Origin of the sequence: Pseudomonas sp. Larv2_ips, from assembly GCF_963879675.1 — a bacterium.
Classification (GTDB): domain Bacteria; phylum Pseudomonadota; class Gammaproteobacteria; order Pseudomonadales; family Pseudomonadaceae; genus Aquipseudomonas.
Genome location: NZ_CAWOAW010000027.1, coordinates 1,607,141 through 1,622,011, shown reverse-complemented (window position 1 = coordinate 1,622,011; position 14,871 = coordinate 1,607,141). Strand labels below are relative to the sequence as shown.

Annotated in this window: 16 protein-coding genes; 5 read left to right on the top strand and 11 right to left on the bottom strand. The window is 62.8% G+C overall.

The annotated features are described in order from the left end of the window. The first annotated feature begins 147 nt into the window (after positions 1-147). Complete coding sequence (locus tag AACV02_RS24245; RefSeq protein WP_119742454.1) at positions 148-1,536, top strand: aminotransferase-like domain-containing protein; 1,389 nt, start codon at positions 148-150, stop codon at positions 1,534-1,536. Here AACV02_RS24245 and panB read toward each other — a convergent pair. Then, positions 1,524-2,339 (bottom strand): 3-methyl-2-oxobutanoate hydroxymethyltransferase, encoded by an 816-nt coding sequence (gene panB, locus AACV02_RS24240; protein WP_106576588.1) that lies wholly within the window; start codon positions 2,337-2,339, stop codon positions 1,524-1,526. The genes AACV02_RS24245 and panB overlap by 13 nt on opposite strands. 164 nt (positions 2,340-2,503) lie before the next feature. After that, the gene (locus AACV02_RS24235) at positions 2,504-3,460 is read right to left on the bottom strand and encodes a glycoside hydrolase family 6 protein (protein WP_119742452.1); all 957 of its coding nucleotides are present in this window, start codon (positions 3,458-3,460) and stop codon (positions 2,504-2,506) included. Positions 3,461-3,541: 81 nt separating this feature from the next. Between AACV02_RS24235 and AACV02_RS24230 the strand changes: the two genes are divergently transcribed. Continuing rightward, positions 3,542-3,706, top strand: a complete 165-nt coding sequence (locus AACV02_RS24230; RefSeq protein WP_119742450.1) for a DUF2986 domain-containing protein — start codon at positions 3,542-3,544, stop codon at positions 3,704-3,706. Here AACV02_RS24230 and AACV02_RS24225 read toward each other — a convergent pair. The 8 genes from AACV02_RS24225 to AACV02_RS24190 all read right to left on the bottom strand — a co-directional run bounded on the left by AACV02_RS24225 (position 3,680) and on the right by AACV02_RS24190 (position 11,265). Beyond that, positions 3,680-4,660 (bottom strand): GlxA family transcriptional regulator, encoded by a 981-nt coding sequence (locus tag AACV02_RS24225; protein WP_119742448.1) that lies wholly within the window; start codon positions 4,658-4,660, stop codon positions 3,680-3,682. The genes AACV02_RS24230 and AACV02_RS24225 overlap by 27 nt on opposite strands. A 4-nt stretch (positions 4,661-4,664) precedes the next feature. Then, positions 4,665-5,207, bottom strand: a complete 543-nt coding sequence (locus AACV02_RS24220; RefSeq protein ID WP_119742446.1) for a cysteine hydrolase family protein — start codon at positions 5,205-5,207, stop codon at positions 4,665-4,667. A 114-nt stretch (positions 5,208-5,321) separates the two neighbouring features. Further along, positions 5,322-6,662, bottom strand: coding sequence for an MFS transporter (locus AACV02_RS24215; protein ID WP_119742444.1), 1,341 nt, complete (start codon positions 6,660-6,662; stop codon positions 5,322-5,324). 171 nt (positions 6,663-6,833) lie between these two features. Further along, positions 6,834-7,772, bottom strand: a complete 939-nt coding sequence (locus AACV02_RS24210; RefSeq protein WP_119742442.1) for a 5-oxoprolinase subunit C family protein — start codon at positions 7,770-7,772, stop codon at positions 6,834-6,836. Further along, a complete protein-coding gene (gene pxpB, locus AACV02_RS24205) occupies positions 7,769-8,533 on the bottom strand; it encodes a 5-oxoprolinase subunit PxpB (protein ID WP_119742440.1) in 765 nt (254 codons plus the stop codon). Before pxpB ends, AACV02_RS24210 begins: the two co-directional genes overlap by 4 nt. A gap of 86 nt (positions 8,534-8,619) precedes the next feature. Next, entirely contained in the window at positions 8,620-9,045 is a 426-nt protein-coding gene (locus AACV02_RS24200) for a VOC family protein (RefSeq protein WP_119742438.1), read from the bottom strand. Positions 9,046-9,155: 110 nt separating this feature from the next. Further along, entirely contained in the window at positions 9,156-10,031 is an 876-nt protein-coding gene (locus AACV02_RS24195; protein ID WP_119742436.1) for a LysR family transcriptional regulator, read from the bottom strand. Positions 10,032-10,053: 22 nt separating this feature from the next. After that, complete coding sequence (locus AACV02_RS24190; protein ID WP_119742434.1) at positions 10,054-11,265, bottom strand: YeeE/YedE family protein; 1,212 nt, start codon at positions 11,263-11,265, stop codon at positions 10,054-10,056. Positions 11,266-11,618: 353 nt separating this feature from the next. On the opposite strand from AACV02_RS24190, the gene AACV02_RS24185 reads away from it, so the two are divergent. The 3 genes from AACV02_RS24185 to AACV02_RS24175 are packed head-to-tail and all read left to right on the top strand — an operon-like array spanning position 11,619 to position 13,909. Next, positions 11,619-12,071, top strand: coding sequence for a MarR family winged helix-turn-helix transcriptional regulator (locus tag AACV02_RS24185; protein ID WP_119742432.1), 453 nt, complete (start codon positions 11,619-11,621; stop codon positions 12,069-12,071). Between the two features lie 22 nt (positions 12,072-12,093). Continuing rightward, complete coding sequence (locus AACV02_RS24180; RefSeq protein ID WP_119742430.1) at positions 12,094-12,657, top strand: isochorismatase family protein; 564 nt, start codon at positions 12,094-12,096, stop codon at positions 12,655-12,657. A gap of 7 nt (positions 12,658-12,664) precedes the next feature. Beyond that, on the top strand, positions 12,665-13,909 hold the full coding sequence (locus AACV02_RS24175) for an MFS transporter (RefSeq protein WP_119742428.1): 1,245 nt from the start codon (positions 12,665-12,667) through the stop codon (positions 13,907-13,909). Here AACV02_RS24175 and AACV02_RS24170 read toward each other — a convergent pair. Beyond that, a complete protein-coding gene (locus tag AACV02_RS24170; RefSeq protein WP_106576574.1) occupies positions 13,884-14,750 on the bottom strand; it encodes a DNA/RNA non-specific endonuclease in 867 nt (288 codons plus the stop codon). The genes AACV02_RS24175 and AACV02_RS24170 overlap by 26 nt on opposite strands. Between the last annotated feature and the right edge of the window lie 121 nt (positions 14,751-14,871).

Genomic DNA, 14,871 nt, shown 5'->3' with positions numbered 1-14,871 from the left:
CGCGCGCTCGTCAGGAATGTTAAGGGTGTACGGCTTGATGATGGAGGGCTGCCGTTGAGTTCCGTATCACATCGCCTTGAGTAATACTGGCCCGGCCCCAACTCCGATGTACTCCCTGTGTAACCTGGTCGAGTAGCGCGAATAGTCATGGATAGAACTAAACACAGCGCGTTCGCCTATCAGGCGGTGTACCGCTACCTGGTCGAGTTGATCGACGCCGGCCCGCCAGACGGCGAACGCAAATTGCCATCTCTGCGCCAACTGGCCGAGCGCCTGGGTGTGTCGGTGTCGACCACCAAGTACGCCTACGCGCTGCTTGAAGATCAAGGGCGGATCTACGCCAAAGCCAAGTTCGGCTACTTCACCCGATCGCTACCGGCGCCGTTATGGACTGAAGGCACATCAAGCCTGCTCGACCAGGTGTTTGCCACGGCCCGCCAGCCCGGGATGCTGGCGCTGAGCAGCGATGCCCCGGCGATGCTGCTGTCGCTGGAACACCCGCTGCTGATGCTCGAACGCGAACTCACCCGCCAACACCCGCGCTCGCTGGCGCCGCTGTACCTGCCGTTCGGCGAGCCCGAGTTGCGCACCGCATTGGCCGAGCGCTACACCCAATCCACCGACCATTACTGGCAGGCCGACCATGTGTTTATCGGCTCGGACTTGCACGCGGTGTTGGACGCAGCGCTCAACGCGCTGGACCTCGCCGGCACGGTGGCGTTGGTGGAGTCGCCGTGTTCGTGGGCGATCCTGCGTCAGCTGCAGGCAGCGAATATCCGGGTGATCGAGTTGCACCTGAATGCGCACGGGCGGTTCGACCTGGCCGCGCTGGAAGGAGTACTGAAGCGGGCGCCGATTCGATTGGCGGTGCTGTCGTCGACGGTGAATATCCCCCAGGGTGGCGTGATGCCCGCGCAGGATAAACAGCGGATTTGCCGCTGGCTGGCAGAGCGGGATATCTGGCTGTTCGAAAACGACACCTACGGCGAGTTGTATTTCGAGCCGCGACCTGCGCGCTATCGCGACTTTGCCGACCCGCAGAAGCTGTTGGTGTTTTCGACCTTCGACAAAGTCATCGGCGCGGAAGCGCCTTATGGGTACGTACTGAGTCGCCGGCAAGGCTCGCAGTTGCAGCGCGAGTTTCTCAAGCGCGGGTTCCGCCTGTCGCCTATCCGTCAGAAGGCGATCGCCAAACTGTTCACGTCCAAGCGTATCGACCCACATTTGAAAGCGCTGCGGGCACTGTTGCTGAAACGCATGACCCAACTCGACGCGCTGCTGAGCGAACACGATCAGTGGCAGGTACACCGCCCCCACGGCGGCGCGAGTTTCTGGCTTGAGGCTTCGCCCGCCGTCGACATGCGCAAGGTATTCGAGCGTCTGCGGGCCGAGCGCATCGTCATTGCGCCCGGCGAGCTGTTCAGTCAGCAAGGCGCCTGGCGCCATCACCTACGCCTGAGCTACACCCTCGACTGGGGCAAGGATATCGCCCAGGCCGTAAACCTGCTGGCCCAGGCGATGCGTCAAAGCCCGTAGCAATGCCGCGCCTCGGGGAAACGCCCGTGGCGTACGTCATCGGCAAAGCGCTCGCAGGCATCGCGAATCACCGCGCCGACATCGGCGTACTGTTTGACGAAACGTGGCAGGTGCTCACCGCTCAGGCCCAGCACGTCTTCGGTGACCAACACCTGGCCATCGCAGGCGGGCGAGGCGCCGATGCCGATCGTCGGCATTTTCGCGTCCTGGGTAATCTGCCGGGCCACACCTTCGGCCACGCCTTCCAGCAGCAGGCTGAAAGCGCCCGCCTCCAGGTTGGCACGCGCATCTTCAGCGATCACCGCAGCGGTTTGAATCGTGAGGCCCTGCGCCTTGAAACCGCCCATTACATTCACAAACTGCGGCATCAGCCCCACATGGGCCATCACCGGAATGCCGCGCGCCACCAGAAACTCAACCGTGCTGGCCAAGGCCTGGTTGGCTTCCAGCTTGACGGCGTCGCACCCGGTGCGCGCCAACACCTGGGCGCAATTGCGAAACGCCTGCTCGTGGGATTCCTGGTAGCTGCCAAACGGCATGTCGGCGATGACACAGGCCAGGCGCGTGCTGTCGACCACTGCGCGAGTGTGGCCGATGATTTCTTCGAGCTGCATGCTCAAGGTTGAAGGCCGGCCATAGCCGACCATGGCCGTGGAATCACCCACCAGAATGAAGTCGACCAACGGGTCGATCAGCGTGGCGATGGCGCTGGAATACGCCGTCAGGGAGACGATTTTCTGCTGGCCTTTCATCGCGACCAGTTGCGGGACGGTGATGCGTTGGGTGCGGGTATGCGTGCTCATCAAATGCCTTCCGTTTGCGCTGAATACCCGGCCTGATTATTGGCAAAACAGCCGGTGATTCAATGCACAGATCGGCGCTGAAAAGCAACCCAGATGCCAAGACGTTCCGTTGTGGCGAGGGCCGTTGCGCGTTCGCCAACAGCACCGGGGTCACACAGAGAGGTTTATTTGCCCTCGATCAACCGCAGCGCCAACGGCGCGCTGAACGTGCCGGCCGCCGGCCCACCATGGCAGTCGGCGATGGGCGAAGAGGCGCCGTCCGAGTTGCCCGGCAGCTTGATCCACAGCGCCAGCAGGTTGGGCGTGACGGCGCGCGGCAGCATGCCCAGCTTGCGTGCAGGCGGGTTGCACCAGTCGCCAGGGACGGCGCCGTTGCCGTTGCGGCTGGTGTCGACGACCACCGCCTTTGTGTAGGCGTGATCAGCAAAGAGCCTGGCGTTGATCCGGTCGGCGTAGTCACGGGATTGATCGAGCGTGTAGAAATTGGAGACGTTCAGCGCAAAACCGTGTGCGTTTTTTATCCCGGCCGCATGCAGAGTATCGGCCATCTGCACGGCGGGTTTCCAGTGCGCGTTACCGGCGTCCAGGTACACGTCGGCCCGGGGCGCGCGTTGCTTGAAAGCTGAGACTGTGTAGTTGAACAGCGCCAGGCGCTCGTCTCGCTGAGACGGGCTGAGGCACTGCATGTCCGGCAAGGCATCGGGCTCCAGGATGATGATCGCCGGTTTGCGGCCAACGCCGTTGATCAGCTGGTCAATCCAGGCGCGATACGCTGTCGCATCGGCCGCGCCGCCTGCAGAGGCGCCGCCGCTGCAGTCACGGTGCGGCAGGTTGTAGGCGACCAGAATCGGTGTGGCGCGGGCCGTGGCGGCGGCGGATACGTAGCGCTCCACACGCGCCTCAAGCTGATCGCTGCCCTGGCTGCTGCCGGTCAGCCACAGGGCACTCGGCACCTGCGCAATGGCCACACGGATGATTGCCGCATCGGGCGCCTGCGGGTTGTGTTTTAACCACTGAGCAGCGGTCGATTCAGGATTGACGTAGAAAGCGTCGCCGGCGTGCGCAGCCGGTAGCACCGCTAACACCACCAGACTGGCAACCCCAACGATGAACCTGAGCATAGGTTGACTCCACAAGGCCGAGGCCTGACGCACTGCCTCAAGCTGATATCATGCGAACACTTACCCGCTGAGTAGCACACCATGAACCGCCAGAAAAAACTGCAGCAGCTCTTCAAGGCCAAAGCGAAAAAAGCCAGCGCCAAATTGGCTCCCAAGAGCAAAGATAAATACATCAGCAAAGCCGACCGCGCCAAACTCGAAGCCCAGGACGATCAAGCGTTAACCACCACCGACACGCCCAGCTGACGGCGTCCCCGCTTCATATTTGCCCCAGATACGCCGCAGATGCCGCGCCGAACCAAAGCCCGCGCGCTCGGCGACGGTTTCAATGTCCAGGGCCGATTCAACCAGTAATTCACGCGCCACGGTTAAACGCAGGGTGTGCAGATAATCCAGCGGACTGATGCCGACGTGTTCGTGAAACAGTCGCGCCAGGTGCCGGGTGCTGGTGCAGGCCAGGCTGGCCATACGCGCGACGGTCCACGGCTCACAGGGGGCTGCGGCAACGGCGTCCTGCACCCGATGCACGGCCGGATGCAGGTGGTTGCGCCCGGCGATCCAGGCCGACAGCTGTGGATCGGCGCCGCTGCGGCGCATGTACACCACCATGTCCCGTGCAACCGCGCAGGCCAGTCGCGGCCCGGCCAGCTCGGCCACCCAATGCAGCATTAGGTCGATGCCGGCAGTGACGCCGGCGCTGCAACTGATGTTGCCATCGGTGACGTACAAGCGGTTTTCCAGTACTCGAGCCTTGGGCGCCAGGGTTTGCAAAGCGGCGCACAGCGCGTGGTGCGTGGTGCATTGGCGTCCGTCCAGCAGCCCGGCGCGGGCAGCGCTCAAGGCGCCCGCACAGACGCAAACCAGCTTCTCGCCAGACGGCGCGAACACCGCCTGCAGCCACTGGGTCAGCACGCTGCTGGCCGCTTCAAATGCCTGCTGCCCCGCCCTGCTGACCTTCGATGTGGAGCCCACCAATACCACCAGCGTGCCCGGCGCCAGGGTGGGCGGAAGCGCCGCCAACCCCGTCAGGGGCAAGCCGATGGACGTTGGCAGCGTTTCAACCGGGCTGACGTATTGCAAGTCGAACTCAACGGCCGTCGAGTCCTCGACCTGAGTGGCCAGGCGCAGCACTTCGGCGGGACCGGCCAGGTCCAGCATCAGCACGTTGGGCAGCAGTACAAACAGCACCGGCACGTTCACGGGGTCAATCCTCCAATGCCTGGGCGACCGTGACGATGCGCGCAAAGCGGCCTTCCAGCACCAGCTCCGTACGCTCGCGTATTTCGGCTGCGGTATAGACCCGGCCGCTGCGCGCGTGGGTCATCGGGAAGGTCAACGTCGCTTCGCTGACAAACTCCACACTGAGGCCACTGTCCGACGCCTGCCGCGTGGTGGTTTCACAGCACTGTTCGGTGCGGATGCCGCTGATGATCACTGTGGTCACTCCCATTTCCGTGAGCCGCGCCGCCAAGGGCGTGCCGGCGAACGCGCTGTGAAAGCGCTTGTGAATGACCCGGTCAGGGTTGATCGACAACTCGCTCAATGCCCGAACATTGCCCGAGGCCAGCGAAAAATGCCCCTGGTCTTCCACATGGAAGACTTGTATCACCGGGATGCCCTGTTGAACACAGCCATCAATAAGGGCCTGTTGCTTTTCCAGGTAACCCGGCAGGTCATTTTCGGACCAGTAGCTTGAATGGCGGAACGAATGCTGGGCATCGATAACGATAAGGGCTTTGCGGCTCATGAGGTGTCCTGTTGGCGTGCAGTTCAGTGAGTGATGCAAGCCATACTAGGCAGTGCGGCACGCGAGCAACAGGCACATGACGGACCACATGCGGACGTATTCGGACATTCATTCTCAGCGACGCAAAGCGCCTTGGGAGGTTTCACGCAAGGTGGTCAAGGCAATCAACGCACAGACCGCCGCGCCGGCCATGAAAAACCCCGGGATCAGTAAATTGCCGGTCGAGCCGATCAGTGATGTGACGATGTAAGGCGTGATCCCGCCGCCCAGGATGGCGCCCAGATTGATGCTGATGGCCATGCCGGTGTAACGAACCCGAGTAGGAAACTGCTCGGCATAGGTCGGGTAGCCCACCGACTGGATCACCGGCATCGGCAGCGTCGCCACAAAAAACGCCAGGACCGCGATGAACAGGCTGCTGTTGTGCATCAACACCATCATTGGAATGACCAGTACCGCATAACCGACAAAGCCGATGGCCAGAGCTTTCTTGCGCCCGATGCGATCCGACAGCCCGCCCCAGAACGGCATCAGCGCGGCCATGCACAGGCTGACGCCGGCGATAACCCAATAGATCTTGGATTTCTCGAAATGCAGGTAGGTGGTCAAGTAGATGTTCATGAACACCAGGCCGATGTAGTAGCCGGCGTTCTGTGCAAAGGCGAACACCACCACGCGCAGCACCGCCGGCAGGTTCTGCGTGAGCACCTCCTTGACCGGCGCGGTGGGCGGCTTTTCCACGGCAAGAAAGGCTTTGAACTCAGGCGTCTCCTCGACGTTGTGGCGCATGATGCACGAAAAGATCACCAACGGAATCGCCAGGAAAAACGGGATACGCCAGGCCCAGGCTTGCAGCTGCTGCGCATCGACCAGGCCGGTGGTGATGCCGCAGATGATCGCTGCCATCGACCCGCCAATCGCAACACCCACCGGCGTGAACGCACCGTAGAAGCCACGGCGGCCCTTGGGTGAAGACTCGGCCAGAAAAGCCGCAGCCCCAATCACCTCGCCGCCGGCGAAAAAGCCCTGCGCCAGCCGGATCAGCACCAGCAGGATCGGCGCGGCAATCCCCACGTGGGCGGCCGTCGGCAACAGCCCGATCATCGCGGTCGCGATGCCCATTCCGATGACGGTGCTCAGCAATACTTTGCGCCGACCGATGCGGTCCGCCAGCCGCCCGAGCAGAATGCCGCCCAACGGCCGGATCAAGAATGCGCTGCCAAACACCGCCAACGTGGCCAGCAATGCGGCGGCGGCGTTATCACTGGGAAAAAACAACGGCGCGATAATCGTCGCCATAAAGCCGTACACACCGAATTCGTAATACTCCACTGCAGTGCCCGTCGCGGCAGCGATGGCTGCCCGCTTGGCGATCCTGGTGGCGCTGCTGTCAGCGGTCTTGTCGAATTCGCCCAAACGCGGCGATGGGATGGGAGTAGCGATCACGCGAGACATAAACACCTTCCACTCTGACCGTTGGTCATTTGAGTTATTGAGGTGGACAGTTCCACCCAGAAGTAAACCCGTCAGGTTGCGAGGGGTTTTAATGCTCGACAGTAAGAAATGTGAACGTGGGCTTAATCATCTAGCGCTCCTGTTTTTATTATCGGTAGCGACGGCTATTGCTCAGTGGGCGGCCTCCAGTCGTTCCAGCGCGTGTGCACGCGCCACGAACAACGCTTGAGCCGTGGGTAAATCAATCAGCGAAAATCGAATCTCATCGCCGGGCAACAGTTGCGCCAGCCTGGGTAAATCCACACTGGCCACCTGGGCGATGCGCGGGTAGCCACCGGTGGTTTGCCGGTCGGCCATCAGCACAATCGGCTGACCGCCGGCGGGCACTTGCACGGTGCCGAAGGCCACGCTTTCGGACAGCAGTTGGCGGGGCTGCGTCAGGTCCAGCGCGGCGCCGTCCAATCGATACCCCATGCGATCCGAGGCAGCGGTCAGCTGATAGGGCTCATGCAGGAAGTCATGGCGAGCCGTTTCGGTGAAGTCGGCCCATTCGCGCCCCGGCAGCACCCGAATGGACGCTGGCCGTGTCGGCGCGCCTAGCCGCCAGCCCGCAGGAATATTCAACCGCACGGGGTTTGCGAACGATGAGCAAATGGGGATCACATCGCCGGCTTGCAGTGCGCGCCCCGACAGCCCGCCAAACCCTCCCCGGCTATACGTGCTGGCGCTGTTCATCACCGGCGTGAGCAGATAACCGCCGGCCACGGCCAGATAGGCCCGCGCGCCGTACTCACGCGTCTCGAAGCGAAGCATCGCGCCCGGTTTGATGCGCACGGCGTGCCCGGGTTGCAGCGCAACACCGTCCAGGCGCGCGCCCAGGTCAGCCCCGGCCAGGGCGATCAGCGCCTGTGCCTGAAAGCACAAGACCGGGCCTTGAAGGGTGATTTCCAGGGTCGCAGCGGTGGTCGGGTTGCCCACCAACAGGTTGGCCAGCGCATGCGCGTCCTGGTCCATGGCGCCGTTGACCGGCACGCCCCAATGCTGGAAGCCCACGCGACCGGTGTCTTGAAAGGTGGAAAACAGACCGGGCCTGATCACTTTGATGGTCATCGCTGCGCTCCGGCCAGTTGTTCAAATTCACGGGCGGTGATGGGCACGAAGCGCACCTGATCGCCACCGCTCAACAGGCATGGCGGCTGATTGGCCGGCGAAAACATCGACAACGGTGTGCGGCCTACGATGTTCCAGCCACCTGGCAAATCAGTGGGGTAAATCACGCTCTGACAATTGGCCAGGCCGACGCTGCCGCGCGTGACCAGCGTGCGCGGTACGGCGCGGCGCGTCAGTTTCAACGCAGGCTCGTGCATGCCGATATAGGGATGGCCCGGTGCGAAACCGACCATCAGTACATCGACCCACTGCCCGCTGTGTGCGGCGATGACTTCGTTGGGCGTGATGGCGCAGGCGTTGGCGATGTCCAGCAGATCCGGCGCGTAGTCGCCCTCGTAGCACACCGGGATTTCCAGGCGTTTGGGTGTGACGCGTGCCAGGTTGTGCTGTTGAGTCAGGGCGTTTTCCAACACCTGGGCAATAGCGTCGTAGGGCAACAATTCGGGGTACAGCCTGGCGATGATAGGCGGGGCATAATGCACGCCCACGGACACCATCGCCGGGATCACATCGGTCACGCCGCCAAGCAGCCCACGCGCCAACAGGTCATGCAGCGTGGCACTGAACGCCACGGCACGGCGGTTGGCCTGCGCGCTGAACAGCGTTGCAAACACCACCACGATGCAGCTGTCGCCACACGGCTCGAACTGCCAGCGCTGTTCGGCACGCACAGGCCGAAAATCACAGTCAACGTCAGACATCACGTCACTTCTCTCATGCGGCAGGCGTGCAGCTTCACGTCTTATTAACGCCGTCGCTCGGGTGGCGACGGTCGCGCGGATGGCAACTACTTGGCGAACAACTGGCTCATGTCCTTGAACGCCTTGAACTCCAGCGCGTTGCCGCACGGGTCAAACAGGAACATGGTGGCTTGCTCGCCGACCTGGCCCTGAAAGCGGATGTAGGGTTCGATCACAAACCGGGTTTCACGCGCTCTGAGCCGATCGGCCAGGGCTTCCCATTGGTCCCAGTGCAGGATGATGCCGAAATGCGGGACCGGTACGTCATGACCATCGACAGGGTTGGAGTGCACCGATGCCTGGGATTCAGTCTTGGGGTGTTCGTGGATGACCAACTGGTGCCCGTAAAAGTCGAAATCGACCCATTGCGCGCTGGAGCGACCTTCGCGAAGGCCAAACACGTCGCCGTAGAAGTGGCGGGCGGCGGCGAGGTCGTAGACGGGAATAGCAAGATGAAAGGGCGAAAGGCTCACGGTGGCTACCTGCGGGTTCTGTTATTCAGAACTCGATTCTTCACCAGAAAGACCGTGCGATAAAGCGCATATCTTTCGTCCTGAGCCTCAATTTTTTCGATGCTCGCGCCCTACTTCGGCGCACCGAGCACTTCCATGATGCACGCCCTGAATAACGCGAAGAGCGGCAGTTGGCGCTGGGTGTACTTGGTGAGCAAGACGATTTCGCGATGGAAGGTCAGGCCGTCCAATCGCAAAACCCGCACGTCGCTTTCGTGTTCCAGCCACAAGCCGGCCAGTGGCACCAGGGACACGCCGAGGCCGCTGCGGACCATCTTGACGATGGCGTCCAACTCATCAAGCTCAAGCGCCTGCTGCGTCTGGATCTTTTGTTCCTTGAGAAACTGCGTGACCTGGCGGCCACCGAACGAGCCCCGGTCGTATCGCACAAACGGCTGCTCGCGCAGGATCTGCAGCGGGTCATCGCCCGGCACGTCCTTGGCGGTGATCAGCACAAAAGGCTCGCGGGCGATGACCTCGACATTCAGGTCCTTTGGCAGGTTGAACGGCGGGTGAATCATGATCGCCAGGTCCAGTTCACCGGCATCGACCTGGCTGAGCAGGTTCAGCGAAACTCCGGGCACCAGGTTGACTTCAATAAACGGCGCCCGCTGTTTGAGGGCCACCAGCGCCTTGGGCAGGATGCCGGTCTGCACACTGCCGATGGCGCCGATGCGCAACGAACCGTGGAAGTTGTTGGCCCTGTCGGGGGTGCCCATGCGCGAGAAAATATCGAGGATTTCCTCCGCCAGCGGCACCGCGCGCTGCCCGGCCGAGTTGAGGGTGGCCGAGCGGCCGGTGCGGTCGAACAGTTTCACCCCCAGCGCGTCTTCAAGGTGCTTGATCTGCGCGCTCACGGCCGATTGCGTCAGCCCCACCTGCTGACCGGCAGCGGCAAAAGTGCCGCGCCGCGCGGCGCTGACGAAAGTCCTCAGTTCTCGAATCATGCCGCATACCTCACTGGTTCGCTCAGCAGCCGCTTAACGCCACCTGCGGCCGCTCGCCCGCAAAGAAGAAGGGACGCAACCGCACGCCCACGCTGTTACCGATAAACGCCGCCACCAACCATACCCAGCCATGCAGGCTGCCCGAGGCGATGCCGCTGAAGTACGCGCCGATATTGCAACCGTACGCCAGACGCGAACCGTAACCCAGCAGCAAGCCACCGATCACCGCCGCCACCAGCGAGCGCGCGGGGATTTTCAGGCTGGGCGCAAAACGCCCGGCCAGGCCGGCCGCCAACAAAGCGCCGAGAACAATACCGATGTCCATCACGCTGGTGATGTCTTCCCACACCGGTGCGGCCAGGGCCTTGGCATTGCCCGGCACCTGCCAGAATGCCCAGCTGGCCACGTCCACACCCAAACCGCTGGCGACCTTGGCGCCCCATAGCGCGAACGCCGAGGTAATGCCCCACGGCCGCCCAGCCAGCGCCAGGGTGGCGTAATTGAGCAGCGCCAGGCCTATCGCGCCCCATACCAAGGGCCACGGCCCGCGCAGGAAACGGCGCAGGCCGGTGTGTTCGCTGGTCACGCCCTCTTCCAGTTGGCCATGACGGCCCTTCTCCAGGCGCACGGTGACGGCTGCAATGATCGCGAACACCGCCAGGCTCAAGAGCAGCGCCGGTACGACGCCGAAGCTTTTGACGATGGACACCGCCGGGAACGCCGGCAGTGCAAACCACCAATCGACATGGTGGGTGGCGATCAACGAACCGCAAATGAAGAAGAACAACGTCACCAACATGCGCGCATTGCCGCCGCCCACAGTGAACAACGTGCCCGAGGCACAACCGCCGCCCAGCTGCATGCCGATGCCGAAGATGAACGCGCCAAACACCACCGACACGCCGGCCGGCGCCACCAGCCCGACCACCGGCTGACCCAACAGCGTGCCTGCCCCCAGCGCCGGGAAAAACAGCACGACCGCCACCGCCAGCATCACCATCTGCGCTCGCAAGCCGGCGCCACGCCGATCATTGATGAACACGCGCCAGGCGGAGGTAAAGCCAAAGGCGGCGTGATACAGGGTCAAACCCAGTGCCGCGCCGACCACCAGCAACAGCACCTGGCGTGAGCCGACACTGCTTTGCAGAAACACGGCGCCCGCCAACAGGATGATAAAAGCCACCAGCGGCGCGATAGGCTTGCGCGCAGGCGTCAGGGAAACAGAGGTGCTCATGGGGTATCTCGGTTTGAGGGTGTGCAAGGTGCGGTGAGTATAAACCGAGGGGGTCGGTGGATCGTCGTGTAAATGATCTGTGAGGGGTTGAGTCGTGCAGGTTTGCTGTCGCGAGCGGGTCTGCCTCGCGTAGGGCTGAGAAGTGGGCCAGTGCGGTGGGTGCGACGTATTAGTTGAAATGCGCTGCGGGTTTTGACGGCCGCTTCGCGGCCCAACGCGGGGCAAGCCCGCTCGCCACGGGGTTATTAGCAGTCGCCTCCACGGGTGCACATAGGCATGCCATGCGCGATTTATGAAAAAAAATTAATACAGCCAAACTGTACAGTTTGACTGCAGGGCGCTACGGTTAAGGCATGACCGAGCCCTCCCCGACTGCCGACACTCCATCCGCCGCCACCCTGGCCGCCGAACTGCGCATCTCACTGGGCAAGCTGATCCGCCGCCTGCGCGAACAGACTCACCCCGATGATTTCACCACCGCGCAAAAGTCGGTGTTGCTGCGCCTGGACCGCGATGGCCCGACGACCGTGTCCGCCCTCGCCCGCGCTGAAAGCGTGCGGCCGCAGTCGATGCGCATCACCGTGGCCGGGCTTGAGGCAATGCAAGCTGTCAGCGGCAAGCCGGACCCATCCGATGGCCGGCAGACGCTGATCGAACTGACGCCCGCCCTGCGCAAACACCTGACCCAAAGCCGCGCCGCCAAAGACGATTGGCTGCTGCACGCGCTGCAGGAACAACTGTCGCCCCAGGAACAACACGAACTCGCCGCTGCGGTGAAACTGCTGGAGCGCCTCGCCGACTTTTGAATCACCCGATTGAGGAAATAGCATGGCTGTCACCTCGCTGGATGCAACAACCGCCCTGATCATCGTGGACCTGCAACACGGCATCGTTGGCTACCCTTTTATCCATCCCATTGGCGAGGTGATAGAGCGGTCGCGTGCACTGCTCGACGCCTTTCGCGAACGCGGGCTGCCGGTGGTGCTGGTGAATGTCAGCGGCTTTGCGCCGGGACGCACCGAACGGCCGCGTCGCAGCGCTGACCTGCCACCCGATTGGGCTGATCTGATTGCCCAACTCGGCCACCAGCCCAGCGACATTCTGGTGACCAAACGCAGCTGGGGCGCCTTCGCCAACACGGACCTTGAGGCGCAGTTGAAGGCGCTCAATGTCACGCAAGTGGTGATCACGGGTGTCGTCACCGGCACCGGCGTCGAAGCCACCGCGCGGCAGGCGTACGAATTCGGCTTCAACGTGACCCTGGCCATCGATGCCATGACCGACGTCAGCCCCGAGGCCCATGCCTACAGCCTGCAGCACGTGTTCCCCAAGCTGGGCGAATCGGGCACGGCGCAAGCCATCATCGAGTTGCTCGACAACCGGGGGAACTGAAGCCGTCATGAGTTTCCTCGGCACGTTCCGTTCCCTGCGCAGCCCCAACTACCGCATCTGGGCCGCCGGCGCGCTGGTGTCCAACGTCGGCACCTGGATGCAACGCACCGCCCAGGACTGGCTGGTGCTGACTCAGCTCAAGCCGCACAATGCCGCCGCGGTGGGTATCGTGATGGCGCTGCAGTTCGGGCCGCAGTTGTTGTTGCTGCCGTGGACCGGGTTTGCTGCCGATCACTACGACCAGCGCAAGCTGTTGATCTTCACTCAGGCGGTGATGGGCTTGCTGGCGCTGACGCTGGGCGTGTTCACCATCACAGGCTTCGTGCAGCTGTGGCATGTGTACGTGTTCGCGTTTTTATCCGGCTGCGCCTCGGCATTCGATGCGCCGGTGCGGCAGATTTTCGTCGCAGAACTGGTGGGCGAGAAGGACTTGTCGAATGCCATCGCGCTCAACTCCACCTCGTTCAACATGGCGCGCATGATCGGCCCGGCCGTGGCCGGCGTGACCATCGCGTCGGTGGGCACCGGCTGGGCGTTCCTGCTCAATGGCTCGAGCTTTTTTGCGGTGCTGGCGTCGCTGTTTTTCCTGCGCGTCTCAAGTCAACACACCAAGGTGCGCGCGCTGCGTACCAAAGGCAGCCTTACCGAAGGCATGCGTTACGTGTGGGCGCGGCCGGACTTGAAAGCCATCCTGCTGATGCTGTTTCTGATCGGCACCTTCGGCATGAACTTCCCGATTTTCATCTCGACCATGGCCGTCACTGTGTTCCACGCCGACGCGCGCGGCTACGGGCTGCTGACCTCGACCCTGGCCATCGGCACCATCGCCGGTGCGCTGATTGCCGCGGGCAGCGAACGCCCCCGGTTCAAATCTTTGCTGACCGGTGCGGCAGTGTTTGGATTTGGCTGCGTGCTGGCAGCCCTGGCGCCCAATTACTGGACGTTTGCGATTGCGCTGGTGGTCATCGGCGTGGGCGCCATGACCTTCAGCAACACCACCAACAGCTTGATGCAACTCACCACCGAACCCGCGATGCGCGGCCGGGTGATCGCCCTGCGCGTCGCCGTTGCCTTGGGCGGCACGCCAATTGGCGCGCCCATCGTCGGTTGGGTCGCCGACCACTTGGGCCCGCGCTGGGCGCTGGTGGTCGGCGCGGTGTCAGGCATCCTGGCGGTGGGCGTGGCGCTCTACACAATCAAGCGCCAGCTGGACCGGCCGCAGGTGATCACGTCCGGCCCACCGACCCCGTGACCGGCAGATTGCCCAGCAGCTTCAGCCCGGTACTCTTCACAAACGTTTCGTAGTCCATCGGCTTCTGGATGCGCGTTTCAGCGTTGGGCAGCACATAGGCCCAGGCGCGTTTCGACGAGGCGTCGTACACCAACTTGAACAGGCGCGTCGGCACCCAGACCTTGTTGTCGCCGATGGTGCTGTAGCCCGCGTCGAACAACGGGCCGGTGAACACAAACACATCGCCGCCGGCACGCACGGCAAACTTGCGCACATCCGCCTCGACCTTGCTCCAGATCTTGCGGTTGTTGGTGGGGTCTTGCGGCACCATATTCGACAGCGCGAAGGATTGCGCCATGGCATTCGCGCTCGGCGCGTCGGCCGCCGGAGACTGATGACCACGGTCCACGGCCGGGTGCTGGCTGCGGTAGTCGCTCAACTCGGCGCGAGCGCCTTTGGGGATGCGCGGGTCTGCGTAGAACTGGTTGGTGCGTTCCTCGCCTTTGGCGTCCTTGAGCTGGGCGGCGTTCAAGCGCTCGACCACCACCAGCGGCGTCTTGCTCGTTTGCGAGTAGAGCACCGCAAAGCTATCGGAACACAACGCCATGGGTTTCATGGTGCTGGGCACGGTGGCGGTGTTGATCGGTGTGGCACCAGGGAACAGATCGGCGCAGCTGGCGAACGAGGGCTGCTGTTGCTTGCTGGAATAAAGGTCGAGGGCCGCGCGCTGGCTGGTCGAGCCTGCGCGTGAGGTGTGTTCCTGGGCGGGTGGCTTGATAAGGTCGAGCAAACCACGGGCATCTGCCCCGGTGGAAAGCAAAACAAGGGCTGACAGCCCGACTGCAATTTTGCGCAGGTGCATGCATGACTTCTTTGAAAGGGAGTAAGGCGGCAGGCTCCGCTGGCGGAGCCAAGTGGATGATCTTGCGGGGTTTATTGACCCTCGAAAGGCATTTTAGTGCGGCCGCTTCACGCGCTTTATC

What these genes read in the sequence shown, in the direction of transcription:
- AACV02_RS24245 (WP_119742454.1), top strand. Translation starts at nt 148, where the DNA reads ATGGATAGAACTAAACACAGCGCGTTCGCCTATCAGGCGGTGTACCGC.
- AACV02_RS24180 (WP_119742430.1), top strand. Translation starts at nt 12,094, where the DNA reads ATGGCTGTCACCTCGCTGGATGCAACAACCGCCCTGATCATCGTGGAC.
- AACV02_RS24235 (WP_119742452.1), bottom strand. Translation starts at nt 3,460, where the DNA reads ATGCTCAGGTTCATCGTTGGGGTTGCCAGTCTGGTGGTGTTAGCGGTG.
- AACV02_RS24190 (WP_119742434.1), bottom strand. Translation starts at nt 11,265, where the DNA reads ATGAGCACCTCTGTTTCCCTGACGCCTGCGCGCAAGCCTATCGCGCCG.
- AACV02_RS24230 (WP_119742450.1), top strand. Translation starts at nt 3,542, where the DNA reads ATGAACCGCCAGAAAAAACTGCAGCAGCTCTTCAAGGCCAAAGCGAAA.
- panB (WP_106576588.1), bottom strand. Translation starts at nt 2,339, where the DNA reads ATGAGCACGCATACCCGCACCCAACGCATCACCGTCCCGCAACTGGTC.
- AACV02_RS24170 (WP_106576574.1), bottom strand. Translation starts at nt 14,750, where the DNA reads ATGCACCTGCGCAAAATTGCAGTCGGGCTGTCAGCCCTTGTTTTGCTT.
- AACV02_RS24185 (WP_119742432.1), top strand. Translation starts at nt 11,619, where the DNA reads ATGACCGAGCCCTCCCCGACTGCCGACACTCCATCCGCCGCCACCCTG.
- AACV02_RS24210 (WP_119742442.1), bottom strand. Translation starts at nt 7,772, where the DNA reads ATGACCATCAAAGTGATCAGGCCCGGTCTGTTTTCCACCTTTCAAGAC.
- AACV02_RS24220 (WP_119742446.1), bottom strand. Translation starts at nt 5,207, where the DNA reads ATGAGCCGCAAAGCCCTTATCGTTATCGATGCCCAGCATTCGTTCCGC.
- AACV02_RS24215 (WP_119742444.1), bottom strand. Translation starts at nt 6,662, where the DNA reads ATGTCTCGCGTGATCGCTACTCCCATCCCATCGCCGCGTTTGGGCGAA.
- AACV02_RS24175 (WP_119742428.1), top strand. Translation starts at nt 12,665, where the DNA reads ATGAGTTTCCTCGGCACGTTCCGTTCCCTGCGCAGCCCCAACTACCGC.
- pxpB (WP_119742440.1), bottom strand. Translation starts at nt 8,533, where the DNA reads ATGTCTGACGTTGACTGTGATTTTCGGCCTGTGCGTGCCGAACAGCGC.
- AACV02_RS24195 (WP_119742436.1), bottom strand. Translation starts at nt 10,031, where the DNA reads ATGATTCGAGAACTGAGGACTTTCGTCAGCGCCGCGCGGCGCGGCACT.